At 31.9% G+C, this 25,578-nt stretch carries 24 protein-coding genes and 2 tRNA genes; 15 read left to right on the top strand and 11 right to left on the bottom strand.

The window, feature by feature from the left end:
* Window positions 1-103: 103 nt before the first annotated feature.
* A complete protein-coding gene (gene sppA, locus ACH2BP_RS08440) occupies window positions 104-1,867 on the bottom strand; it encodes a signal peptide peptidase SppA (protein ID WP_395058887.1) in 1,764 nt (587 codons plus the stop codon).
* Window positions 1,868-1,989: 122 nt separating this feature from the next.
* Between sppA and folK the strand changes: the two genes are divergently transcribed.
* Window positions 1,990-3,135: a 2-amino-4-hydroxy-6-hydroxymethyldihydropteridine diphosphokinase gene (folK, locus tag ACH2BP_RS08435; protein ID WP_395058885.1), complete on the top strand. Its 1,146-nt coding sequence runs from the start codon at window positions 1,990-1,992 to the stop codon at window positions 3,133-3,135.
* Window positions 3,136-3,139: 4 nt separating this feature from the next.
* Here the strand turns inward: folK and ACH2BP_RS08430 are convergent, their stop codons facing one another.
* Together ACH2BP_RS08430 and ACH2BP_RS08425 are read right to left on the bottom strand one after the other, a co-directional pair.
* Complete coding sequence (locus tag ACH2BP_RS08430) at window positions 3,140-3,679, bottom strand: RNA methyltransferase (protein ID WP_395058883.1); 540 nt, start codon at window positions 3,677-3,679, stop codon at window positions 3,140-3,142.
* A 65-nt stretch (window positions 3,680-3,744) separates the two neighbouring features.
* Entirely contained in the window at window positions 3,745-4,281 is a 537-nt protein-coding gene (locus ACH2BP_RS08425) for a DUF1573 domain-containing protein (protein WP_395058881.1), read from the bottom strand.
* 146 nt (window positions 4,282-4,427) lie between these two features.
* Between ACH2BP_RS08425 and mutS the strand changes: the two genes are divergently transcribed.
* From mutS to ACH2BP_RS08405, 4 genes are all read left to right on the top strand, one after another.
* A complete protein-coding gene (mutS, locus tag ACH2BP_RS08420) occupies window positions 4,428-7,028 on the top strand; it encodes a DNA mismatch repair protein MutS (protein ID WP_395058879.1) in 2,601 nt (866 codons plus the stop codon).
* Between the two features lie 141 nt (window positions 7,029-7,169).
* A tRNA-Gly gene (locus ACH2BP_RS08415) sits at window positions 7,170-7,242 on the top strand.
* Between the two features lie 44 nt (window positions 7,243-7,286).
* Window positions 7,287-7,371, top strand: a tRNA-Leu gene (locus ACH2BP_RS08410).
* Window positions 7,372-7,451: 80 nt separating this feature from the next.
* A complete protein-coding gene (locus tag ACH2BP_RS08405) occupies window positions 7,452-7,817 on the top strand; it encodes a DUF1508 domain-containing protein (RefSeq protein WP_395058877.1) in 366 nt (121 codons plus the stop codon).
* Window positions 7,818-8,027: 210 nt separating this feature from the next.
* On the opposite strand, the gene ACH2BP_RS08400 is transcribed toward ACH2BP_RS08405, so the two are convergent.
* From ACH2BP_RS08400 to ACH2BP_RS08390, 3 genes are all read right to left on the bottom strand, one after another.
* The gene (locus ACH2BP_RS08400; RefSeq protein WP_395058875.1) at window positions 8,028-8,279 is read right to left on the bottom strand and encodes a hypothetical protein; all 252 of its coding nucleotides are present in this window, start codon (window positions 8,277-8,279) and stop codon (window positions 8,028-8,030) included.
* A gap of 214 nt (window positions 8,280-8,493) precedes the next feature.
* Complete coding sequence (locus ACH2BP_RS08395) at window positions 8,494-10,635, bottom strand: S46 family peptidase (RefSeq protein WP_395058873.1); 2,142 nt, start codon at window positions 10,633-10,635, stop codon at window positions 8,494-8,496.
* A gap of 69 nt (window positions 10,636-10,704) precedes the next feature.
* Complete coding sequence (locus tag ACH2BP_RS08390; protein WP_395058871.1) at window positions 10,705-11,952, bottom strand: 3-deoxy-D-manno-octulosonic acid transferase; 1,248 nt, start codon at window positions 11,950-11,952, stop codon at window positions 10,705-10,707.
* 140 nt (window positions 11,953-12,092) lie between these two features.
* Here ACH2BP_RS08390 and ACH2BP_RS08385 point away from each other — a divergent pair, with 140 nt between their 5' ends.
* The 3 genes from ACH2BP_RS08385 to ACH2BP_RS08375 all read left to right on the top strand — a co-directional run bounded on the left by ACH2BP_RS08385 (window position 12,093) and on the right by ACH2BP_RS08375 (window position 15,307).
* Window positions 12,093-13,226 (top strand): DegT/DnrJ/EryC1/StrS family aminotransferase, encoded by a 1,134-nt coding sequence (locus ACH2BP_RS08385; RefSeq protein WP_395058869.1) that lies wholly within the window; start codon window positions 12,093-12,095, stop codon window positions 13,224-13,226.
* Between the two features lie 107 nt (window positions 13,227-13,333).
* Complete coding sequence (galE, locus tag ACH2BP_RS08380) at window positions 13,334-14,350, top strand: UDP-glucose 4-epimerase GalE (RefSeq protein WP_395058867.1); 1,017 nt, start codon at window positions 13,334-13,336, stop codon at window positions 14,348-14,350.
* Between the two features lie 60 nt (window positions 14,351-14,410).
* Window positions 14,411-15,307, top strand: a complete 897-nt coding sequence (locus ACH2BP_RS08375; protein ID WP_395058865.1) for a DMT family transporter — start codon at window positions 14,411-14,413, stop codon at window positions 15,305-15,307.
* A 38-nt stretch (window positions 15,308-15,345) separates the two neighbouring features.
* On the opposite strand, the gene ACH2BP_RS08370 is transcribed toward ACH2BP_RS08375, so the two are convergent.
* The 5 genes from ACH2BP_RS08370 to ACH2BP_RS08350 all read right to left on the bottom strand — a co-directional run bounded on the left by ACH2BP_RS08370 (window position 15,346) and on the right by ACH2BP_RS08350 (window position 18,766).
* A complete protein-coding gene (locus tag ACH2BP_RS08370; RefSeq protein ID WP_395058863.1) occupies window positions 15,346-16,023 on the bottom strand; it encodes a peptidoglycan DD-metalloendopeptidase family protein in 678 nt (225 codons plus the stop codon).
* Window positions 16,024-16,104: 81 nt separating this feature from the next.
* Window positions 16,105-16,977, bottom strand: coding sequence for an ACP S-malonyltransferase (fabD, locus tag ACH2BP_RS08365; protein WP_395058861.1), 873 nt, complete (start codon window positions 16,975-16,977; stop codon window positions 16,105-16,107).
* 48 nt (window positions 16,978-17,025) lie between these two features.
* Window positions 17,026-17,553 carry an NADPH-dependent FMN reductase gene (locus ACH2BP_RS08360; protein ID WP_395058859.1) on the bottom strand — a complete coding sequence of 176 codons (528 nt, stop codon included), beginning with the start codon at window positions 17,551-17,553 and terminating at the stop codon, window positions 17,026-17,028.
* Window positions 17,553-17,960, bottom strand: coding sequence for an AtaL-like protein (locus tag ACH2BP_RS08355; protein ID WP_395058857.1), 408 nt, complete (start codon window positions 17,958-17,960; stop codon window positions 17,553-17,555). Before ACH2BP_RS08355 ends, ACH2BP_RS08360 begins: the two co-directional genes overlap by 1 nt.
* 89 nt (window positions 17,961-18,049) lie before the next feature.
* Window positions 18,050-18,766 (bottom strand): pirin family protein, encoded by a 717-nt coding sequence (locus ACH2BP_RS08350; RefSeq protein ID WP_395058855.1) that lies wholly within the window; start codon window positions 18,764-18,766, stop codon window positions 18,050-18,052.
* 232 nt (window positions 18,767-18,998) lie between these two features.
* Between ACH2BP_RS08350 and ACH2BP_RS08345 the strand changes: the two genes are divergently transcribed.
* The 7 genes from ACH2BP_RS08345 (at window position 18,999) to ACH2BP_RS08315 (ending at window position 25,499) form a co-directional block, all read left to right on the top strand.
* Complete coding sequence (locus ACH2BP_RS08345) at window positions 18,999-19,649, top strand: phage tail protein (RefSeq protein WP_395058853.1); 651 nt, start codon at window positions 18,999-19,001, stop codon at window positions 19,647-19,649.
* Window positions 19,650-19,719: 70 nt separating this feature from the next.
* Window positions 19,720-20,775 (top strand): T9SS type A sorting domain-containing protein, encoded by a 1,056-nt coding sequence (locus ACH2BP_RS08340; protein WP_395058851.1) that lies wholly within the window; start codon window positions 19,720-19,722, stop codon window positions 20,773-20,775.
* Between the two features lie 43 nt (window positions 20,776-20,818).
* Entirely contained in the window at window positions 20,819-21,253 is a 435-nt protein-coding gene (locus tag ACH2BP_RS08335) for a hypothetical protein (RefSeq protein WP_395058849.1), read from the top strand.
* 386 nt (window positions 21,254-21,639) lie between these two features.
* Window positions 21,640-23,097 (top strand): ATP-binding protein, encoded by a 1,458-nt coding sequence (locus ACH2BP_RS08330; protein ID WP_395058847.1) that lies wholly within the window; start codon window positions 21,640-21,642, stop codon window positions 23,095-23,097.
* Window positions 23,090-23,836 (top strand): LytR/AlgR family response regulator transcription factor, encoded by a 747-nt coding sequence (locus ACH2BP_RS08325; RefSeq protein WP_395058845.1) that lies wholly within the window; start codon window positions 23,090-23,092, stop codon window positions 23,834-23,836. The genes ACH2BP_RS08330 and ACH2BP_RS08325 overlap by 8 nt, the downstream gene beginning before the upstream one ends.
* Window positions 23,837-24,194: 358 nt before the next feature.
* Window positions 24,195-24,959, top strand: coding sequence for a hypothetical protein (locus ACH2BP_RS08320; protein WP_395058843.1), 765 nt, complete (start codon window positions 24,195-24,197; stop codon window positions 24,957-24,959).
* Window positions 24,960-25,115: 156 nt separating this feature from the next.
* On the top strand, window positions 25,116-25,499 hold the full coding sequence (locus tag ACH2BP_RS08315) for a DNA-binding protein (RefSeq protein ID WP_395058841.1): 384 nt from the start codon (window positions 25,116-25,118) through the stop codon (window positions 25,497-25,499).
* The last annotated feature ends 79 nt before the right edge of the window (window positions 25,500-25,578 follow it).

Here is a 25,578-nt window from a genome sequence, read left to right as displayed (position 1 = left end):
TTACAAAAATAACATTTATAGTTTAGGTACGTTGTAAAGTTTTCATAAAAAAAAACGTTTCACTTATAAGTAAAACGTTTTTTTTGCTGGATTATTTTAAATCTTATTTAATATTCGCCTCAAATGGCATAATTGCTTGAACTCCTTTTTGAGTATTCATTTTTCTAATTTGTTCGATAATTTTATAGTTTTCGATGCCAATTTCTTCTTTAATTAAATTCTCACGAGATTTCATAAATGGAAAACCGCTTCCGCCAAATAAATCTTTAAAATCTTTCTCGTATTTAGGATAATCGACAGTCGAGTATTCTTTTACTTTAACCAAATTAGAAGCATAGTCCAAAGCGGCATCTAAACCACCTATTTTGTCAACTAATCCCAATCGCAAAGCGTCAGAACCAGCCCAAACACGTCCTTGTGCAATAGCATCTACTTGCGCAAAAGTCATTTTTCTTCCTGTAGCAACACGAGTTACAAAAGTATTGTAGATATGTTCTACACTTTCTTGTGTAAACTGTCTGAAATTATTATCAAGTGGTTTAAACAAACTATAACCTGATGCATTTTCGTGGGTTTCTACCAATTCAGAATTTATTCCGTATTTTTTTGTTACTTCAGATAGGTTTGGCAAAGTCCCAAAAACACCAATAGAGCCTGTGATTGTACTTGATTCAGCAAAAATTTGATTGGCATTACAAGCAATGTAATAGCCGCCAGAAGCCGCTAAATTTCCCATAGATACAATGACAGGTTTTACTTTTTTAGTGATTTCGATTTCTCTCCAAATCAAATCAGAAGTTAAAGCACTTCCTCCTGGGCTATCTACTCTTAAAACAATGGCTTTTATATCCTCATCTTTTCTTGCTTCTTGTAACGAACGACGCATCGAACCTTCTCCAACTGTATTTATATCGCCTTCTCCAGAACCTATTTCTCCTTGAGCATAAATAATTGCAATCTTATCTTTTACTTTAAAATCAGAAGTTGATGTGGCTATATCTTGGGTGTAATCCATAATATTAACCGTTTTATAATCCTCGTCAGCAGCTACTTTTAGTGCTTTTCTAATGTCATCATGATATACATCTTCATAAGCAATTTTGTCAATCAGTTTATTTTTCAAAGCCAATTCGGGAGTTCTGGCTAGTAAACCAGATGCAATAATGTTTAATTGTGCCACTGGAATATTTCTAGATTTAGAAATGTCGGTAGCCATCGCATTCCAAATCGAAGTTAGGAATGTGGTAATTTGATCTCTGTTTTCAGGACTCATTTCACTTAGTAAAAATGGCTCGACAGCACTTTTGTATTTTCCATGTCGAATCACTTCCATTTTCAATCCTGTTTTGTCTTGAAAATCTTTGAAATACATCACTTCGGTCGAAAGACCTTTAAAATCTAGTTCTCCAACGGGGTTTAAATAAACAGTATTCGCAACCGAATTCAAATAATAATCTTTTTGAGAATATACATTTCCATAAGCCATAACGAATTTACCTGATTTCTTAAAATCGTCTAATTGGTCACGCAAGGCTTTAGTTTGTGCAATACCAAGTGCCAAAGTATTATTTAGAATTGAAATCCCTTTTATCTTATCGTCTGTTTTTGCTACTTCAATAGCTTTTAGGACGTCTGTTAATCCGTCGTGATTGGCTTCGTAATAACCGATTTCCTCAAAATTAAATTTCCCTCCATAATCATTAGTTACTTCTTCTAGATTTAATTCTAAAACCGAATTGTTTTCGACATAAGTTGTTGCCGAGCCACCTCCAAAAATGGCTCCAATAATTAGTATTCCAAAAAAGAACAGCATGCAAAAAATAAACAACCCAATAATTGTTGCTAATACGTTTCCTAAAAATTTCATAATTAAATGTTTAATACAGATAAGTCGTGTTTTTATTGAATTTGTTACAACTCAAATTAGTTATTAACACTTGACAAATATAATAAGATTGTAAATTTCTTTTTAGTTAATTTGCTTTATATATGAAAACGCAGCAAAAAGTAGTTTTATCACTTGGAAGTAACCAAGGAAATCGTCTAGAAAACATCGAAAATTGTATTCAACTGATTCATCAGGAAATTGGATTAATTTTGCGTGTTTCTAATTTATACGAAACGCCTTCTTGGGGTTTTAGTAGTGAAGCTTTTTATAATTGCGTCTTGGTTTTACATACTTTTTTTTCTGCCGAAAAAGTATTACAAAAAATTGCATTAATAGAAATAGAGTTAGGGAGAATTAGACAAAACACAAACGAATACCAAGCTAGAACTATAGATGTTGATATTATTGCGATTGATGAACAAATATACAATTCCGAAACATTGACAATTCCGCATCAGCAAATGCAAAACAGGCTTTTTGTGTTATTACCTATGTTGGATTTGAAACTCGAATGGCAACATCCTATTCTTCAAAAATCAGTTCAAGAATTAATTAAAACCTGTGACGATAAAAGTTACTGCAAGGTTGTTTCAAATTTAGATTCCACTTTAAAAAAATACAGTATTAATCAATTGAATTATATTGCTATTGAAGGAAATATTGGTGCAGGAAAAACAACATTAGCCACAAAAATCGCTGAAGATTTTAATGCTAAAACTGTTTTAGAACGATTTGCTGACAATCCTTTTCTGCCCAAATTTTATAAAGATCAAAACCGATATGCATTTCCTTTAGAAATGTCATTTCTAGCCGATAGGTACCAACAATTATCTGACGATTTATCGCAATTTGATTTGTTTAAAGACTTTGTTGTTGCCGATTATCATATTTTTAAATCATTAATCTTTGCCAAAGTAACTTTGCAAGAAGACGAATTCAGGTTATATAAAACCTTATTCGATATTATTTATAAGGAAATGCCAAAACCTGATTTGTATGTTTATTTATACCAAAACACAGATAGATTACTGCAAAATATTAAAAAAAGAGGCCGAAGCTACGAGCAAGAAATTGAAGCCGAATATCTAGAGAAAATAAACCACGGTTATTTAGATTACATCAAATCGCATAAGGATTTAAATGTTTTGGTAATTGATGTTTCCGATTTTGATTTTGTAAAAAAACAAAAAGACTATGTAAAGGTTTTAGAAATAATTCAAGAAAAATTAGATTTACAAACTTCATAGAAATCTAATATTCTAAATTGTCCAGTTTTACAAATAAATCCCAAACTACAATTCCAGCGCTTACTGAAATATTTAACGAATGTTTGGTTCCTAATTGGGGGATTTCAATTGTGCCATGGCAAAATTTTATAGCTTCTTGGTTTACACCAAAAACTTCATTACCAAAAACCAAAGCGTATTTTTTATCGTTTTCAACTTTAAAATCATTAAGAAATATCGAATTTTCTACCTGTTCGATGGCAAAAACAGCCATGTCCTCTCTTTTTAAATTTTCGACCACTTCCAAAACATTTTCGTGGTATTCCCAAGCAACGGTTTCAGTAGCACCAAGAGCAGTTTTGTGAATTTCTTTGTTAGGAGGAGTTGCAGTTATACCACACAAATATACTTTTTCGATTAAAAAAGCGTCGGCAGTTCTAAAAACCGAACCAATATTGTGTAAACTTCTAATGTCGTCTAGGATAATGATTATAGGTGTTTTTGTAGCTTCTTTAAAATCTGAAATTGATTTTCTTTCTAATTCGCTGTTTTCTAATTTTCGCATGCTATTTTTTATAAAAAAAGCTTCCTAAATATTTAGGAAGCCTTAGTAATATTATTCTTAATGTATTAGCTTTTTGTAGGATCAGCAACTGGCGTTACTGTCATAGGTGTAGTTCCTGGAGCTGGTGTTGCATCTGGTAAAACCGTACCTTTAATAGTTAATACTTTTGTTGGCATACCTTCAGCATTCGAAGTTACAGTAACTGTTTTAGTAAACGGACCAACTCTGTCAGTAGCGTATTTTACACCAATAGCAGCTTTTGCTCCAGGGGCAATTGGATCTTTAGGAGTTGTTGGTACTGTGCAGCCACAAGAACCTTGAGCATTTGTAATAATAAGTGGTTTGTTTCCATTATTTGTCAATACAAATTCTCTTTTTCCATCAGCATTGTGTGCAATTGTTCCATAGTCGATAGTTTCGTTTTCAAAAACCATTCCAGCACCTTCTACTTTTGGAATTGCAGCAACAGCACCTTTTTTAGTTTTTGTTACTTTTTTAGTTTTAGTTACTTCTACTTTTGCTTTAGTTGCAACTTCTTGAGCATTAACTGTATTTGCTCCAAAAAAAGCAACCGTAGATAAGATAAATATGATTTTTTTCATTTTTAATTTTAATTATTGTTAACACAACAAATGTAAAAATAAAACTGAATTACAACACTTTTTTACACAAAAATTGTTGTTAAATTTTTGCCTAAATATTTAGTTAAAATAAGTAAATTCGTTGCTTATAATTAAAATTTAAAATTTTGTCTGCAAAAGAAATCAAGGAAACGCCATTAATGAAACAATACAACGAGATAAAAAGAAAATATCCCGATGCTTGTTTGCTATTTCGTGTGGGCGATTTTTACGAAACTTTTGGCGAAGATGCGGTTCGCGCATCAAAAATCCTTGGGATAACACTCACAAAACGTGGCGCTGGTTCACCTACCGAAACGGCTTTGGCTGGATTTCCGCACCATTCTATCAATACCTATTTGCCTAAATTAGTCAAAGCAGGCCTTCGTGTTGCCATTTGCGACCAGTTAGAAGATCCTAAAATGACCAAAACTATTGTGAAACGCGGCGTGACCGAACTGGTTACTCCAGGAGTTTCGATGAATGATGAAGTTTTAAATTCGAAAACTAACAATTTTCTTGCTTCGATTTATTTTGGTAAAAAAATAATTGGCGTTTCCTTTCTAGATGTTTCTACCGGAGAATTTCTTACTTCTGAAGGAAACGAAGAATATATCGATAAATTGTTGCAAAACTTTAGCCCAAGCGAAATTTTGGTTCCAAAGCAAAACAAAGGTGATTTCAAAGAGAAATTTGGAGATAATTTTCATGCTTTTTATCTCGAAGATTGGGTTTATAAAGAAGATTATGCAGTAGAAACGTTAATCAATCATTTTCAAACTAATTCGCTAAAAGGTTTTGGTATCGAAGAATTACCTAACGGAATTATAGCTTCCGGAGCAATTTTGTATTATTTATCAGAAACGCAACACAATCGAATTCAACATATAACTTCAATTCATCGCATCGCCGAAGACGCTTACGTTTGGATGGATCGTTTCACGATTAGAAACCTAGAATTATACCACAGTTACAACCCGAATGCCGTGACTTTGCTCGATATTATCGATAAAACGCTTTCGCCAATGGGCGGACGAATGCTCAAACGATGGTTGGCGCTTCCGCTAAAAGATGCTAATAAAATAAAATCTCGTCACGAAGTTGTAACTTATTTTAAAGAAAATCAAGAAATCCTTCAAAAAGTTCAAAATCAGATTAAACAAATTTCCGATTTAGAACGTTTAATATCTAAAGTAGCAGCTGGCAGAATTAGTCCAAGAGAAATTATTTATCTAAAAGAATCATTAGATGCTATAATTCCGATAAAAGAATTGGCACTACAAAGCACACAAGAAGCTGTAAAAGTTATTGGCGACAGTTTGCATAGTTGTGATTTGTTGCGAGAAAAAATAAAAACAACACTAAACCAAGAAGCTCCTGTTGCAATAAGTAAAGGAAATGCAATCGCTTCGGGCATAAATACTGAATTAGACGAACTGCGAGGAATTTCAACTTTAGGAAAAGAATATTTAGAAGGAATTGAAAAGCGAGAATCGGAAAAAACAGGTATTTCTTCACTAAAAATATCATTCAATAATGTTTTTGGTTATTATATCGAAGTTAGAAATACACACAAAGACAAAGTGCCAACGGAATGGATACGCAAGCAAACTCTTGTAAATGCTGAGCGATATATTACCGAAGAACTCAAGGAATATGAAACTAAAATTTTAGGAGCCGAAGAAAAAATTCAGCAAATAGAAAATCAGTTATTTGAACAATTAGTCAGTTGGATTGCTACTTATATCAAGCCAGTTCAATTGAATGCAAATTTGGTCGCACAATTGGATTGTTTGGTTTCATTTACACAATTAGCTATCGATAATAAATACGTCTGTCCAGAAATAAACGATTCTTTTGCTTTAGATATAAAAAATGGACGCCATCCTGTTATCGAGAAACAATTGCCAATCGGTGTTCCGTATATTGCTAACGATGTTTATTTAGATCGAGAAACCCAGCAATTAATTATGATTACCGGACCAAATATGTCAGGTAAATCGGCTATTTTGAGACAAACGGCACTTATTGTGTTGTTGGCACAAATGGGAAGTTTTGTTCCTGCAGAAAGCGTGCAAATGGGAATTGTAGATAAAATTTTTACTAGAGTCGGAGCGAGTGATAATATTTCGATGGGAGAATCTACTTTTATGGTCGAAATGAATGAAACAGCTTCCATTTTGAATAATATTTCCGATAGAAGTCTGGTTTTACTTGACGAAATAGGTCGTGGTACTAGTACTTACGACGGAGTTTCTATTGCTTGGGCTATTGCCGAGTTTTTACACGAAAATCCAGCACAACCCAAAACTTTGTTTGCAACGCATTATCATGAATTGAACGAAATGACCGAATCGTTACCTCGAATTAAAAATTATAATGTTTCTGTCAAAGAATTAAAAGATACGGTTTTGTTTATTCGTAAGTTAGTAAAAGGAGGAAGTGCACATAGTTTTGGTATACATGTCGCAAAAATGGCTGGAATGCCACAAATCGTTTTACAGAAAGCAGAAAAGATTTTAAAAAAATTAGAAAAAAATCATTCAGCTGAGTCGTTAAGTGGAATAAAGACTAATAAAGAGGATATGCAGCTCAGTATTTTTAATCTTGACGATCCGCTTTTGGAAGAAATTAAAGAAGAAATTCTTAGTTTAGATATTAATACCCTGACTCCGGTCGAAGCTTTAATGAAATTGAACGAGATAAAACGAATGTTAAGTAAAAAATAAAGTTTCTAAAACAAGGATTTTCAGAGCATTATAAAAAAGTATTTTTTTTTTATTAAAAAACCCTTGTATAATTGAATTAATGTATTAAATTTGCCCTCGCAATACAGTAATGCATTGCAGTTCTTTTTAAAATTTGAAAACGCGAAAATAGCTCAGCTGGTAGAGCGCGACCTTGCCAAGGTCGAGGTCGCGGGTTCGAGCCCCGTTTTTCGCTCTATACCTAACAAAAATTATATTTAATTTTTGAAAAATAAAACTGCTTGGGTGGTGAAATTGGTAGACACGCTGGACTTAAAATCCAGTGACTGTAATGGTCGTACGGGTTCAAGTCCCGTCCCGAGTACAAAAGCTTCAAACATAGTTTGAAGCTTTTTTTATTTTAATTCATTTGTAATTTTTACTTTCAAATTATATTCAAAAGAGATGAGCGCATTTGTTATTAGTAAAAGAATTAACGACGAGTATAAATTTGAATTTACTTCTAGAAGAGGTAAAGTTATTTTCACTAGTAACAACTTCGAACTAAAATTTGAATGTGAAAATGAAATTGAATTCCTAAAAGCTTCTGTTGGAGATGCTGTTTTTTTAAAATTCAAATCCTCAAGAGGTAAATTTTTTTTCAGATTAATTATTCACGAAAAAGAAATAGCTATTAGTCGAAAATATACTACACAATTGCTGTTGCAAAAAGGAATTGATGAAATTCTAAAATATGCCTCTAAATCTGAAATACTAGACTTTTCTAATAATGACTTTGCTTTCTTTGATAGTTTAGAGGTAAAGGAATAGTTAGGTCCTTTGCTTTCCGATTTTTATAATAATCTCAATAATATATCTATATTTAAAACAGTCTCTCTCGAAGCGTCTGGATTGCTAGAACGGAGAATCTGTATTAATTTCATAGACAACATTAGTGTTGTAATAGTTTTTATGAAAAACTATTATAAATAAAAAACCACGCCGTTGGCGTGGTTTAAAATTTTCAGAATTAGATTCTAATTATTTTTTTGCAGCATCAACAGCAGTTGCAGCAGCGTCAGTTGCAGTTGCAGCAGCATCTGTTGCAGTAGCAGCAGCATCAACAGCAGTAGTAGCAGCAGAATCAGCAACAACAGCTGCAGAATCAACAGCTTCTTCCATTACTGGAGCAGCTTCTTCAGTTACTGGAGCCTCAGCAGCAGCATCTTTACATGATACAAAAGAAACACTCATCATAGCTACTAAAGCTAAACTTAAAACAACTTTTTTCATCTTACTTAATTATAAAGGTTAATTATTAATTCTTTGCAAAGATATAAAATTTTTTATATGTAAAACTTTTTTTTTGCTTTTTTTAAAAAAAAATCAATCTTTGTCAACATGTAATTTATTTACAATTTCTGTGCCAAAACTTTAGTCTAAAAAAGTATTTTAAAAAAATAGCAAAAAACGATCAACTATTTTTAAGCTACTGGTTATTAATGATTTATTTTTTCTTTGGATGAACCAATTTCATTTCATCAATTAAATGTTTTGCACCAGCAAATTTGTCAACAATAAACAGTACGTATCTCATGTCGACCATTACATTCCTGCAAATTGATGGGTCATAATGTATGTCGCTCATGGTGCCTTCCCAAACACGATCAAAATTTAATCCAATTAGATTTCCCTCGGCATCTACCGCTGGACTTCCTGAGTTTCCTCCTGTGGTGTGATTTGTGCCTATAAAACAAACTGGTAATTTTCCGTTATCGGCATATTGCCCATAGTCTTTGTTGTTATAAAGTTCAATTAGTTTTTTAGGAACATCAAATTCGTAATCACCAGGAACATATTTTTCCATAACACCATCTAAATAAGTCACAGGATTATAGTAGGTAGCGTCTTTTGGAGAATATCCTTTTACTTTTCCGTAAGTAACACGCAAGGTGCTATTGGCATCTGGAAAAATACGTGAGTTAGGATATAATTCTAGCTGTGCTTTCATATAAATTCTTTGCAAAGCTGTTATTTTTAGATTGATCTCGTCAAATCTTGGAGCTACATTTTTACTGTAATTATCCGCTAATGATTTTATAAAAACATAACCTTTGTCTGAATTCAATTTTTTTAATACTGATTTTGCATCACCACTTAAAAGCGTTTTAAATTTTGCATAATCGACTAATTTCGATTTGCTATATATTAATGTTGTTAGTTTTTTGTTATCGACATTTAATAATGAAGCAGGTAAAAACTGTTTTGGCGCTTTGTTACCATAAAGAGTAATAAGTTGTTCGAAAACTTTCTCGTCTACATTTTTGTTGAAATCTTTAAAGAAATCTTCCTGAGATTTGATTAAGTTTTCCTTTCGGTCATTAAATGCTTGTTCGCCTTTGACTGTAAACACTTGTTCTAGTTGGTATAATTTGTAACCCAAGCTTAATAATTCTGTATTTTTTACAACGACTTCATTAAAATAATCTCTGCTTACTGCATAAGGTGTAATTTCAGTATAGTTCTTTTCAAATTCAGCTAATAAGTTACCGTATTCGTTTTGTTTACCAGTCGCAATAACTTTTTGTTGAAAATCTTTCTCAAAATTTTGTTTGAGACCAACGGCATTCGATTTTTTTAAACCTTGACTTTCACCAATCCATTTTTTCCAATAATTAGCTACACCAGCATATTTTGAAGCATACTGAATCTTGATAGCATTGTCTTTTCGCATGAAGCCATCTTGTACTTTTAGCGCTGCATCACGAATTTCTATTTTTGCAGGATTGGTTTCATTTACAATTTGTGCTACTGCAAATGATGGTAAATATTCCTGCGTTTTACCAGGATAACCCATAACCATTGTAAAATCGTCTTCCTGAATACCATCTAAAGAAACTGGTAAAAAGTGTTTTGGTGTATAAGGAACATTGTCTTTAGAATAAGCTGCTGGATGGTTGTTTTTGTCGGCATAAATCCTAAACATCGAGAAATCTCCCGTATGACGTGGCCAAACCCAGTTGTCTGTATCCGAGCCAAATTTACCGATCAAACTTGGTGGCGCACCAACTAAACGAACATCCTTAAAAACTTCAGTAACGAATAAAATGTATTGATTTCCTTCAAAAAAAGTACGGACTTTGTTTTCTTGCCAAGCTTCTTTTGCAAAACTGGTAGAAACTTTTGTGATGTTTTCCTGAATTTTCTTTTGTTTTTCCGCTTCCGAAGTAATGGCTGCAACACCATCTAAAACTTGAGCAGTTACATCATTGATACTTACAATAAATGTTACCACTAAATTCTCGTTTGGTAATTCGTCTTCCATTTTCATTGCCCAAAAACCATCGGTTAGATAATCGTGTTGCGTAGAAGAATGGTTTTGAATAGCATCGAAACCACAGTGGTGATTGGTAAGAATTAATCCTTTTGGGGAAATTACTTCCGAAGTACAACCACCATTAAAATGCGGAACGGCATCTTTTAAACTCGAATGATTTACCGAATAAATATCATCGGCAGAGATTTTCATACCCAAGTTTTTCATCTCTGTTTCGTTCATTCCGTTTAGTAGAGAAGGAATCCACATACCGCCTTGCTGCGCTTGTGTTTGTATGACAAATAATAGGAGGAATAGTTTTAAAAATTTCATAAGTACTATTTTTTTGAAGGTTGCAATGTAAGAATTTAATTTATTTGGGTTATTTTTTTTAAGTTTTGATTAAGAAATATGTTTTAAAATAATGTTAGTCGCGCCTTTATTCATATTCACAAAAGTGTTGCAAATATGTCCTTTTTCAAATCTTTCATCGGGATTTTGAATTAAATTATCGAAAATTTCATCCAATTCTTTTTGATTAGAAATCGAAACACAACCCGTCATATTGACTAAAGCTGTTGCTTCGGCAAAATGAGAAAAATTTGGACCAATAACAATCGGAACGCCAAAAGTAGCGGGTTCTAATATGTTGTGAACACCAGGATTTCCGAAACCGCCGCCTACATAAGCAATGTCAGCGTAAGAATATATTTTAGTTAAAATTCCAATGGTATCAATAATAAAAACGTTGTATTCAGATAAATTTTTATTCGATTTTTCTGAAAATAAAAGCGATTTTTTTGTAATTGAATTTTTTAATTCTTGAATTTGCTCCGGCTTAATATTATGTGGTGCAATAATAAATTTTACCTCATTTGAGGATTGATTAATATAATTCACCAATAAACTTTCGTCTTTTGGCCATGAACTTCCAATAACAATAGTTGTCACTCTGAGCGTAGTCGAAGAGTTATTTTTAAATTGTGCTATAAAATCTATTGAATTGTCACGTTCTAAAATAGAAACTACTCGATCAAAACGAGTGTCTCCAGAGATTTTTACATTAGTAAAACCAATACTTTGCAAGAGTTTTTTGGAATTTTCGTTTTGTACAAAAAAGTAATCGAAAGATTGCAACGCATTTCTATAAAAACCACCATACCATTTAAAAAAAGCTTGTTTTTCTCTAAAAACACCCGAAATTAGATAGGTTTTGATATTTTGTTTTTTGAGCTCATTCAAATAATTAGGCCAATATTCGTATTTGATAAAGAAAACCATTTCTGGACGCACTAATTTTAAGAATTGTTGTGCATTATTTTTAGTATCTAAAGGCAAATAAACCGTAACATCAGCAACCGTATTATTTTTTCTTACTTCATAACCAGATGGAGAAAAAAAGGTAACCACAATCTTATGAGAAGGAAATTTTTCTTTTATTTTTTCAATTACTGGCAAACCTTGTTCATACTCGCCTAGAGACGCAGCGTGAAACCAAATGGTTTTATCTTCTGAGTTTATTTTGCTTTGTAAAGTTGTATAAACAGTTTTTCGACCCTCGACAAAAAGCTTCATTTTTGGACTGAAAAGAGCTACGATATGTAACAAAAAACCAGCAAGTTGAACGATTAGATTATAAATGAAAAGCATTGCGTAAAATTTGATTTCAAAAATACATTTTTCTTTACATTATATAATAAGTATGAATCTAAAATTCCTATTTTTGTTCTAAATTCAAAACTTTGTGAACCTAGTGAAAGCTTTGTGAACTTTGTGGTTAAACGAAAAAGATGAAAAAAATTCAAATGGTTGACTTAAAAAGTCAGTACGAAAAAATAAAAGATACAGTAAACACTTCTATTCAAGGAGTTTTAGATACAAATACTTACATAAACGGACCAGAAGTTCACAAATTTCAAAAAAATCTTGAAGAATACTTAGATGTAAAACACGTGATTCCTTGCGCAAACGGAACCGATGCTTTGCAAATAGCTATGATGGGACTGGGTTTAAAACCAGGTGACGAAGTTATTACTGCCGATTTTACATTCGCAGCCACTGTCGAAACTATTGCACTTTTGCAACTAACACCAGTTTTAGTCGATGTGGATAGGTACAATATGAATATTAATATTGAAGCTATTAAAAAAGCAATAACACCCAAAACAAAAGCCATTATTCCGGTACATTTGTTTGGTCGTGCTGCTAATATGGAAGCGATCATGCAAATTGCAAAGGAGCGCAACCTTTTTGTAATCGAAGATAATGCACAAGCTATTGGAGCCAATTGCAAATTTTCTGACGGCACAAAAAAGAAAGCAGGAACAATAGGTCATGTAGGAGCAACGTCATTTTTTCCGTCTAAAAACTTAGGTTGTTATGGTGATGGTGGCGCTATTTTTACAAACGATGATGATTTAGCTCACACACTACGAGGTATTGTAAACCACGGAATGTATGTACGTTACCATCACGATGTGGTTGGCGTAAATTCTCGTTTAGATAGTATTCAAGCGGCTGTTCTTAATGCAAAATTACCACTTTTAGATACGTATGGTAAAGCTCGTCAAGATGCGGCTAGAAAATATTCAGTAGCTTTTGAAGGACATAAAAATATTGTAGCACCAAGTATTTGTGATATTTGCGATTGCCATGTTTTTCACCAATACACGTTACGAATTATCGATGCGGACAGAAATGGTTTGATGGATTATTTGTTAAGCAAAGACATTCCATGTGCGATTTATTACCCAATTCCGTTGCATTCTCAAAAAGCCTATTTAGATTCGAGATATAAAGAAGAAGATTTTCCGGTAACCAATCAATTAGTTCAGGAAGTTTTATCATTGCCAATGCACACAGAGCTTGACGACGAACAAATAAAATTTATAACCGATTCTGTTTTAGAGTTTTTAAATAAGTAATTTTTTAAGGAGCTAATCCAGCTATCCGTTGCAATCTCGCCAAGAAAAATGGCGAGGATTTTCACTACTATCTGGGCTAAAAAGTAACAAATACAAATCAACATTTCATGAAAATATTAGTAACAGGAGGTCTCGGATTTATAGGTTCTCACACCGTTGTCGAATTGCAAAATGAAGGTTTCGAAGTAGTTATTATCGATAATCTTTCTAACTCATCTGAAGAAGTCCTAAAAGGAATTGTTGCCATTACAGGTAAAACACCTTTGTACGAAAAATTAGATTTAAGAGAAAAAACATCGGTACAAAATTTTTTCAAAAAACATAATGATATTGATGGTGTAATTCACTTTGCAGCTTCAAAAGCAGTGGGGGAAAGTGTCGAAAACCCTTTGTTGTATTACGAAAACAACATTCATACCTTGGTTTATTTACTGCAAGAATTGCAACAAAAAGCCGAAGCTAATTTTATTTTCAGTTCCTCTTGTACCGTTTATGGCCAGGCCGAAAAAATGCCAATTACAGAAAATGCACCTATAAAACCAGCCATTTCTCCATACGGAAACACAAAACAAATAGGCGAAGAAATTATTACAGAAGTTTGTAAAGTCAGTACTATAAATTCAATTTTATTGCGCTATTTTAACCCAATTGGAGCGCATCCAAGTGCCGAAATTGGCGAATTGCCTATTGGAATTCCACAAAATTTAATTCCGTATATCACACAAACAGGAATAGGTTTGCGTCAGGAATTATCGGTTTACGGGGATGATTATCCAACGCCAGATGGGACTTGTATTCGCGATTATATTCATGTGGTCGATTTGGCAAAAGCCCATGTTATTGCGCTGCAACGTTTATTAAATAAGAAAAACTTAGAAAAAGTAGAAACTTTCAATTTAGGAACTGGGACAGGAAGCTCGGTTTTGGAAGTTATCACTGCTTTCGAAAAAGTTTCTGAACAAAAATTACCTTATAAAATTGTTCCTCGTAGAGAAGGCGACGTCATTTCTGCTTACGCAAATACCGATAAAGCTAATACTATTTTGGGCTGGAAAGCACAATCTACATTAGAAGAAGCATTAGCAAGTGCTTGGAAATGGGAACAAAAAATTAGGAATCAGTAGGCAGATTTCAGTAAAAAAAGGCAAACTTTTTTATCTAAAAATCTATTATCTCGAAAAAAAATGAACCAAAAAACTGATTTTAAATTATTATTCTGTCTAATTGTAGTTGCAGTGGTTTGGGGAACAACTTATTTTGGTATTCGAGTTGCTGTCGAAACGATTCCACCTTGGTACATTACTTCGATGAGACAAGGTTTGGCTGCATTAATTATACTTTGTATTTTACTTTACAAAAAAGAATTGTCTTGGATTGGCTGGGGAAATTTTAAACTTCAGTTTGTACCAGCAATATTAATGATTGTTATCGCCAATGGTTTTACCACTATTGCCGAAAAAAGTGTTCCAAGTGGTTTGACTTCAATATTAAGTGCTTTATCTCCAGTTGTTATTTTTATTGGAAGCATTTTATTTGGGTTACAAAAACCAAATATCAAAGGTTTTATTGGAGTTATTGTTGGTTTTCTTGGTGTTGTTTTTATCTTTAGAGATGGGCTTGGAGCTATTTTAGACCCGAATTATAAAACAGGAATTCTGTTTTTGAGTATCGCCATTTTAAGTTGGTCGGCAGGAACTGTTTATTCTAAAATGCACATTCATAAATCTAATAATATTGCACTCAATTTGTTTTATCAATTTGCTATTGCAGCTATTATTCAGTTATTTCTGGCACTTATATTTTCTCCAAATGTAGATGTTAGTTTATGGAGTTTTAGAAGTGTTTTTACAACCTTATATTTAGCCGTTTTCGGATCGGTTTTGGCATTTTTCTGTTACTTATATGCTTTAAAAAGAGTTACAGCTATTCAAGTTTCAATCTTAAATTATATTAATACCATTATTGCAGTTTTCTTGGGTTGGTTGTTTCTTGATGAAGTAATTACTAATGATTTTATTATTGCAACAGCGCTAATCATTTTGGGTGTTTTTATCATTAATTATAAAAAGAAAGAAATTTAGAAATTAAAAAATTTCTAATGTTAATTCATAATGTCTAATTACTTTATTTTTAATAATAAATTAGGATCTGGACAATTTACTGAGTAATATTCTAGATTTTTTATATTGCAAACACCCGGATAATCACCTGTTTTGTTTTCCATATCAATTATAATTTGAAAATGTAAGTGTGGTGCATAATCACCATTTATTGGTGGGAGACCAAGATTAGCAATTTGTTGCCCTTTTTTTACTAAATCACCAACATTTTTACCCATTAAACTAGCTTCACTCAAATGGCCATATAATGTGTGAAATTTAATATTTTCAATTTCATGCTCTATAATGATTGTTGGACCATAATCTCCTAATGCGGTATTGTTCTGAAAACTGTGAATTTTTCCATCTAAAGCGGAATAAATTGCTGCTTGTTGGTTTATCCACAAATCTAAGCCAATGTGTATATTTCTTTCGTCAGTATTTTGGCTATTGAAAACAAAACTTCTTTTGTATAAATTTCGAGTTTCTATATAACCGCCATATGCTATTTTGGCTTTGTTATTATCTAAGTAATTTTGAATAAAAATCTCATAATCTGCTGCAGTTTCTAGACTGTGTCTTTCTAATTCGGTATTTGCAGCTGATAAATTTAAAGCAATATATTCGGAATAATCAATATTAGAAGCAATAACTTTTGAAGCTTCAATTTTATTAAATAATTCAAGTATTTTTGACATGTGTTAGTTTTTTGATTTTCAAATATAAAAAATCCTCACAAATAAATTTTATGAGGATTGTATTTAAATTCGATTTAAAAATTAAGCTGAAAAAGTTTCTACTTCTTTATTTATTTTATTAACTAATCCAACCAGTACTTTTCCTGGACCAACTTCTGTAAATAAAGTGGCGCCATCTTGTATCATTTGTTGTACCGATTGTGTCCATTTTACAGGAGCGGTCAATTGTATGATTAAGTTTTTCTTAATCTCAATTGGATCAGAAATGGCACTTGCAGTTACATTTTGATATACGGGACAAATAGGAGTAGAGAAAGTTGTTGCTTCAATAGCAGCTGCTAATTCTTCACGAGCAGGTTCCATCATTGGCGAGTGAAATGCACCGCCAACAGGTAAAATCAAAGCTCGTTTTGCGCCCGCTTCTTTCATTTTTTCGCAAGCCAATTCTACGGCTTTATATTCACCAGAAATAACCAATTGCCCCGGGCAGTTATAATTTGCAGCTACCACAACACCATCAATAGAAGCACAAATATCTTCTACGATTTTATCATCAAGATTCAAAACTGCTGCCATTGTTGAAGGTGCAATTTCACAAGCTTTTTGCATAGCAATTGCTCTTTGTGAAACTAATTTTAATCCGTCTTCAAATGATAAAGCGCCATTGGCAACTAACGCCGAAAACTCACCTAAAGAGTGTCCAGCAACCATTTCTGGTTTAAAATTTTCTAATGTTTTTGCTAAAATAACCGAATGTAAAAAAACGGCTGGTTGGGTAACTTTGGTTTCTTTTAATTCTTCGGCTGTGCCTTCAAACATGATATCTGTAATTCGGAAACCCAATATGTCATTCGCTTTTTCGAATAATGATTTTGCTAATTCTGAATTTTCATATAAATCTTTGCCCATTCCTGTAAATTGTGCACCTTGACCTGGAAATATGTATGCTTTCATCTTTTGTGTTTAATTTGTTAGAAAACCAGAGCAAAAATAGTATTTTTATTATAATTCGATAGAATTTACAATTTCTAATAATTGATTTTTTAAATCTGGATTAATAATTCCGTTAGAAGCATCAAAATTATCGTTGAAACTTGGTAAAGAAAAACTGCCTTTTACAATGCCGCCTTGAAACGGAAATCTTTTGGTGGCGATATCTAATGCCGAACTTCCACCACGAGCACCGGGAGAAGTTGCTAATAAAAGCATTTCTTTTTCCTGAAACGTTTTAGAATTTATTCTTGAAGTCCAATCTAATACATTTTTGAAAGCTGCAGAAAAGTTTCCGTTGTGTTCTGCAAACGAAATAACAATTAAATCGGCACTTCCAATTTTCGCATAGAAATCGGTTGCCAATTTATGAATTCCGTTTTCTTTTTCTTTATCCACAGAAAAAACAGGCATTTCATAATCGTTTAAATCTAACACTTCCACAGAAGCATTCTCAAATTGGTTGGCAGCATAAGTTACCAATTGTTTGTTTATGGATGTCTTACTTGAAGAACCCGCAAAAGCAATGATTTTTCTCATTAGTTATTTTCTATAAAAGTTTTCGTTTTTAATACGGCGTTTTTCACCATTTCTTGATTTTCAAATTCAGATTGCGTGTTTTTATCTTTCCAGTTGATGGTAAATGTCATTTCGGTTTCATTATCTGAAATCGCTTTAATATCATTATCCACATAACCTTCAAACTTCGGATGCTCTAACAACAAAAACCTTACTTTATAAGGTAAAAACGTAATTTTCTCTACCAAAGTTGTAGTGTTTTCAGCTGTAGTGATTGTCATTTTTCTGGTTACGAAGTCTTCGTTTTTCTCCAAAATAATTACATCACTTACGCCTGGAACAAAGTTTTCTGGCTTTTCAATTTTTAGAATTAAATGTTGCCACACTTTTTCCAAAGAAGCGTTTACGGTAGTTGTATAATGAATCATTATTTATATTTTTAACATTCGTTATTCATAATTGAATATTCAACCTTTTAAACTTGGAATAGCCAACTTGGAATATTGAAATTATAAATTTAGTGCTCCATTGGAATTTCCATTAATAAAAATTTCGCATCAGAAGTCGCTCTAATATTTAAGGTTTTAAAATCAGTAATTCCTAATCCATCACGCGTTTCTAATTCTTGTCCATCAATAGTAATAGTTCCCGAAATGACAAAAACATACATTCCGTTTCCTTCTTTTTTCAATTCGTAGGTTTTAGAAAAATCTTTGTCGAAATCCGCTAAATGAAACCACGCATCTTGATGAATCCAAACGCCTTCATCATCAGTATTTGGAGATAAAATTTGTGCAAAATTATTTTTTTGTTTCGTTGTGTCTAATGTAATTTGTTGGTAACGTGGTTCTACATTTCTAATTTTTGGAAACAACCAAATTTGGAATAATTTTGTTTGCTGATCAGCATTAGGATTGAATTCGCTATGTTGAATTCCAGTTCCAGCACTCATTACTTGTACATCGCCATTTTTGATAACTTCTGTATTTCCCATACTATCTTTGTGAGCCAAATCGCCTTCTAACGGAATGGTAATAATTTCCATATTATCGTGAGGATGTGTTCCAAAACCCATTCCAGCTGCAACAGTATCGTCATTTAAAACACGTAAGGCTCCAAATTGTACTCTTTCTGGATTGTGCCAACTTGCGAAACTAAAACTATGGTATGCATTTAACCAACCGTGATCGGCGTGTCCTCTTGTATTTGCTTTGTGTAAAACTGTATTTTTCATAATGTATAAATTTAGTAATTATTATGATACAAATTTACGCTTATGAGAAATGAAAGGTACTTAACATAGATTAAGTAATTAATATTACTCCCGAAAAGACTTAAAAATAGTTACAATTCAATCTTATGACATTAAAAATAGTTTTCATGACATTTTTTATTAAATCTATTTTTAAATCAAAATATCTTTGAACATATAATTAATCAAAATTAACTTTTTAAAATTAAAAACTATGGACGAAATAATGGGAGTAATCAAATTATTTGCTGGTAACTTTGCTCCAAAAGGCTACTTCACTTGTGAAGGGCAATCTTTGCCAATCAATCAATACCAAGCTTTGTTTTCTATTCTTGGTACAACTTATGGTGGTGACGGAATGACTACATTTAGACTTCCCGATTTTCGTGGGGCATTTCCAACACAATGCTCAAACATTAGTGGAGCACATCCTGGAGGGACTTATGCTTATGGTCAAGTTGGAGGGACTCAATCTGCTACAATTACTGCGGCTAACATGCCACCACATACCCACACGATTATAAAAGGCGCTGGCTCTAATCTTTCAGGAAGCTTAACTGTAAATACAGTTCTACAAGCCAGTACAAGTAACGGGCAAAATCCTACTCCATCTTCAACAAATAATGTTCTAGGAAAAACAGTTGATACAAATGGTGCTGATGCCCCTAATCTTTATACTAATGCAGCACCAAATCAAAACTTAGGCGGAGTTAGTTCAACTGTAAATAACAATTTAAATTTCGACCCAACAGGTCTTTCATTATCTCCTTGGGGATCTGGTCCACAGCCAATTCCTACAGTTCCAAATTTTGTAGCCATGCAATACATTATTTGTTGCGAAGGTATATACCCAACTAGGCCTTAAGATTAAATGGGCTATTTGTAAGAATAGTCCATTTTTTTTATATTTTTACTTAATTAAATTCACGAAAACTATGTTAAAAAAATTACTCTTCTTAGGATGCTTTTTAAGTTTATTTTCATCCTTAAATGCACAAACTACATTAAGTGCAGGTGATATAGCAATTGTAGGACTAAACTATGATTCAGTTCCTTATGAAATGGCCATAGTAAATCTTGTGCCAATATCATCAGGCACAGTTATTCGTATAACAGATTATGCATATGATGAAACAACAAGCGCTTTTAGTACAGTTTCTACAGGCAATACCTCAGAAGGTTCTATTCAATGGACAACAACTTCAGCACTAGCCGCTGGAACCGTAACAAAATTTACGATTAACGCAGCATCAGGTACACCAGTAGTTACAGGGCTTCCTGGTAGTGTTTCCGTAATTGGTTGGACAAACACTGTTACAACAGCATGCCCATCAGCTGCAGGAGGAGATAATTGGTTTATTTTTCAAGGTCCTAATGCTACGACTGTAACAACTTATGTTTTTGCTTGGTGTAATCCATTTGCTTTAACACATAATACTATTCCTCAAGTTGCTGGCCAATTTTTAGTAACTGGTTCGGGTTTAAGCAATATTTTTAATTCTTATTTACCGCCAAGTTTAACTTTGGGAACTAATGCGATTTCTTTAAGTAGAGATCCTGCTTCTGCTGGATATCATGGTGATGATAATGTTTACATAGGTCCAAAAACAGGAAATAAAAGTAGTTTAATGACAGATATTTCAACAATTTCGAATTGGATTCATAACGAAACTACTAGTTATGACATAAATCCTGGAGGCACTAATTTTCCGGGAAGTAATCCTGTTTTTACCATTCCTTTAGGTGTTGAAGATTTTGATATCAGCAAACTTAATTTTTATCCAAATCCAACTTCCAACATTTTAAGTATTGAATGTTCTAATACCATTGATGGCATTCGTGTAACCAACATACTTGGACAGGAAATCCTTGAAAATAAAACCAATAATTCAACCGTTCAAATAGATTTATCAAACCTTCCAAAAGCGTCATATTTTGTAAAAGTAACTTCAGAAGGAAAAGAAAAAACAATAAAAGTAATTAAGCAATAATAACTTAAAATTTTAAAAAAGAAACAAATTAAAAATTCATATTATGAGTACAGCAAATTCATCAATTAAACCAGTGTTACCTCCAGGAACAATTATAGATGGTTCAATAGTTACATCTCTATTTAGTCCAGTAACATTTCCTAATGCACGGTCAAAAAAACCTTTCGCGCCAGTTGTTCAAGCGTATTATGATTCAGGCAAAAAGAATCTTCAAGTATCTGCTGTTATTTTTATTGATGCAGCAGCAGTAATTCCTACTCCTCTTTCAAATAATATTAAAGTGTATTATGATAATAGTCAATTACTACCAACATTTAATATTTCATATAATAATTTAGAAAAAGAAGCGAAAACATTTAGTGTATATCAAGTGAATTTTAATCTTTCTTTGGAAAACAAACCTGCTTCAATAATAACATTTGTTTGGGATGAGGACCCTGTTACGTCTAGAGGGACAGAGACCACTGTACAGCCTTAATTGAAATATTTTTTTCTTTAAGCATTAATAAAAAAACAGAGGTTTTATTTCCTCTGTTTTTTTATTGTCAAATTCAATTATATTTGTGAGAAAATTACAAGTTGATAAAGATTAAAATATTATACTTTCTAGTACTCTTCAATACTCCTTTTTTGCTTTTTTCACAGCAAAAAGACAATGAAATTTTGTTTAAAAATGAGTTTCAAACTAAAAGCAAAAAATTTACTCAAGAAATAAATTTTAAAAACGCTCAATTATTCTTTTTCAAAAAAAAATGGGATTCTACTTTAGTGTATTCCATGAGGCAACTTAGCTTTAACAAGAAAACAACCGAACTTACCAATTATTGTCATTTTTTTAGAGGTTATAGTTTTAAACAAAAGAAAATGCTTTTAGAAGCAAAAAAAGAGTTTAAAAAAATTTCAAAAACATTTGAATTTTACGAAAGTGTAAAAAATATTTTAGGGGAAATCGCATTAGAACAAAATGATTTTAAAACCGCTATAATTTATTTAGAAGAATTCGAAAATTTTCCTAACACGAATTGTTTTAATATTAAAAAAAGTATTGTAAATCATAATTTAGGAATTTCTTATTTGCATTTGCAAGATTTTAAAAAAGCAGAATCTTATCTGTTAAAAAGCACAAAATTACAGGAATTAGAAAAAGACACCTTAATGCTTATAGGAGCCTATGGAGATGTTGCAAATTTGTATTACAATCAATATAAAGATAATTTAGCCATACCTTTTTTCGAAAGAGCATATCATTTTTCGAAAAAAGTAAAAAGATATGATTTAAAACAAGTTGCTACTAAAAATATGTCTGTTGTTGAGGAAAATAGAAAAAATTTTGAAAAAGCACTTGTTTATAGAAAAGAAGCAGAAAAATGGAATGATTCCTTAACTGATCAAAACAAAATATGGGCTGTTGCAGAAGTAGAAAAGAAATTTGCTATAAGGCAAAAACAAAAAGAAATTCGAGTTCTTGAAGTAGAAAATAAAATTAAACAAACACAGCGAAATGGATTGTTTGTTGTAGCGGTTTTATTATTGAGTGTGTTTGGTATAGGACTTTATTTTTACAGACAGAAAATTAAAACCAATAAAATAATTCTCTCGCAAAAAGAAAACCTTGACGAATTAAACGCCACAAAAGACAAGCTATTTACTATTGTTAGTCATGATTTGCGTTCATCTGTAAATGCTTTAAAGACTAGTAATACAAAATTATTAAGTCATTTAGAAACCAAAAACTACGAACAACTTGACGTTCTGCTTCACAAAAACAACGCTATTGCTAATAGTTCATATAACTTATTAGATAATTTACTTAATTGGTCACAGCAACAAACCAACCAATTATTTTTCCAACAAGAATCATTACATTTATTTTCTATTGTTCAACAAATAGAATATAATTATAAACCTATAGTTTCTGAAAAAGGTATAGATCTAAATATAAATATTGATAAAAATATTTATGTTTTTATGGATTTAGATTCGTTGAAAATTATTCTAAGAAATATGTTAGACAATGCAATAAAGTTTACTCATGAAAAAGGAACTGTTTCTATTTATACACAAAAACCAAAAGATAATTTTATAGAATTAGTAATTGAAGATACAGGTGTCGGAATGAGCAACATAGTCATTCAAGAATTATTACAAGAAACTGCAAAATTATCTAAAAAAAATAATAAAGAAATTATAGGAACTGGATTAGGTATGCAACTTTGCAAATCTATGCTTGTGAAAAATGGTGGAAAATTAGACATAGAAAGTAAAATTGGTTTAGGAACAAAGTTTATTTTATTTTTACCAAAAGAAAACACTAATGGATAAAATAAATATTCTAATCATTGAAGATACAAAATCTGAAGAAGAAGCATTAACAAGTGTACTTCTAGAAAATGATTATAACATTGTTGGAGTAGCAACCAATTACACGGAAGCATTAACCCTTTTCTATCAGCACAAAGTAGATTTAGTGATTATTGATGTTTTCTTAAATGGTCAGCCAGAAGGAATTACTTTTGCTGAAACCATAACTATAACACCAAATATTGCAAAACCATTCGTTTTCTTAACAAGCTCAAAAGACCGTCAAATTTTTGAAAGAGCAAAACTTACTAAACCATTTAGTTTCTTACTAAAACCGTTTAATGAGTTAGAAGTTTTGTATGCTATTGAGATGGCAATTGAAAAATTTTATGAGCAAACCAATGTCTTTGTTAGTGAAGATCAAGACACTGTTATAGGAGCAAATTATTTATTTATAAAAAAGAAAAATGCACTCAAAAAAGTAGCCATCGATGATATTATATATATTGAAGTTGAAGAACGTTATTGCAATATCATTACTCACAATGAAAAATTTCTAGTAGCACTTTCTTTAACTAAAATTACAACTCTGTTAGATACTAATAATTTTACAAGAACACATCGAAATTTTATTGTAAACACCAATAGAATTACTGAAATAATTCTAAATGAAAATTTAATTATTCTTGAAGGAAACTATAAGGTTACTTTAAGTGAAAAATACAAAGAGTTTATACATAAGTATAAAATATTAAGATAATTTTTAAATAAACTTAAAAACTTCCAAAAAATCTTGGAAGTTTTTTTTGCTTTAAATTCTCGTAAGATGATTCTCTTTTCTTATGACAGAAATTCTACTTCTTATGTAAAAAAAAAAATCCCCCTTTGTTTCTTATAGTAGTTTTATGATAGAAAACAAATTGAAGCTAGCCTTTTTGTTATTTCTAAAGTCCTATATTAATTTATTTTAGTAATCAAGAACTTAAAAGTTTATAAAACAATTGCATATAAATAAATTTTAAAAACAGACAACGTTAAATTGTGGAGTTAGAAACCACATTAATAAACAAGGCGCAACCCGAAAAGCCTCACGAGTAGGGTAAATTAATATACAAATCATGAGTTATCCCGATGTAAATATTCAAAATTCCTGCGGATTTACTGCAGCTGGAACAATTAGTTATGCTGCTTGTTCTTCCGACAATTATAATCTTGGCAATGGATCCGGACAATCTTTTTCAAGAGGTGTTTGTCTGGTTACTGAAATCACAGCAACCGTTAGCTTACCTACCGGAAATGTAAATGCAACTCCTTATAGTTCTTCAGGAACTTCCTATTCACAGTATGCAGTTATTCAAAGTAAACCCGGTGAATATGCGGTTACAAGAGTAGTCAATTTAGTTGGTCAAAATCAACAAATCATAAAAAGCAAACTTGAACAAAGTTCCGCGCATTATGGCATAAACCCTAACGAAGATGTTGAAATAACTGCTTTAATAATCAAACAACAACAAGAACAACAATTGTTAACAAATTGGCCAGCAAATATACCAAAACCGATGACAGTAAACACAGGAACATTACTATGTGCACTGCGTTCAAAAGAAGTTGATTCTGAAAAAAAAGAAGTTTCCTGTGTACATGGATGTCTTGAAGAAATAAACAGAGATAGTAAATTAGGATTATCATCTGTTGACATAAATGAACTTACAACAACTTTCTTAAAAGCGATGATAAAGAATCGTTTCAAGATGTCCTATGAAGGAGATACTTATAAAAACGAAAAAGGGCAAACCGTTCACTGGGGCTTATCTGTTTGTGCTGAACCTCTTGAAAACGACAAAGATGCTGTCATATATACTATTGCGATAACAGTAGAATAATAAAACAATTTAAAAGAAAACAACATTGAATTAGATTTCATCTAAAATCTTCCATGAAAAATGGAAGATTTTTTTGTACTAAATTCTCGTGAGACACTTCAAGGTTCTGTATCGTCCTAAAATAGGTTGACTAAAAATTAAACACTTTTAGTACCTATGGAAACACCAACAAATCAAGACTGCCGAAAAAATGGCTATCAAAAAGTAACTTTCGAGCACAAACTTTTTGTCATCGACCAAATCAATAATGGTCAAATATCTGCTAACTTTGCCTCCAAGAAGTATAATATTTCACGAGCAACAATACATTATTGGATGAAAAAATTAAGCAACTATACCAACAAAAAAACATTCGTATCCAAAGACGATGAAATACGAAAACTTAAAGAAAAAATAGCTGACTTAGAAGGTATTAGATACTTTCAACAAGATGTTATCATTGAGTTTGAAAAAATTACTGGGGAGGAACTTTCAAAAAAGTTATTGCCCGAGTCATTGAGCGAGCCTATTCAAAAAAGAAAGAAAAAGCTTTTAAAATAAAATGGGTTTGTCAGTCGCTCGGGCTATCAAAACAAGCTTATTATCAACAAATTAAACGAGATAAGGCTCGTGATTTACA

The organism is Flavobacterium sp. (genome assembly GCF_043756175.1).
Lineage (GTDB): Bacteria > Bacteroidota > Bacteroidia > Flavobacteriales > Flavobacteriaceae > Flavobacterium.
This window is presented reverse-complemented; position numbering and strand designations above follow the sequence as displayed.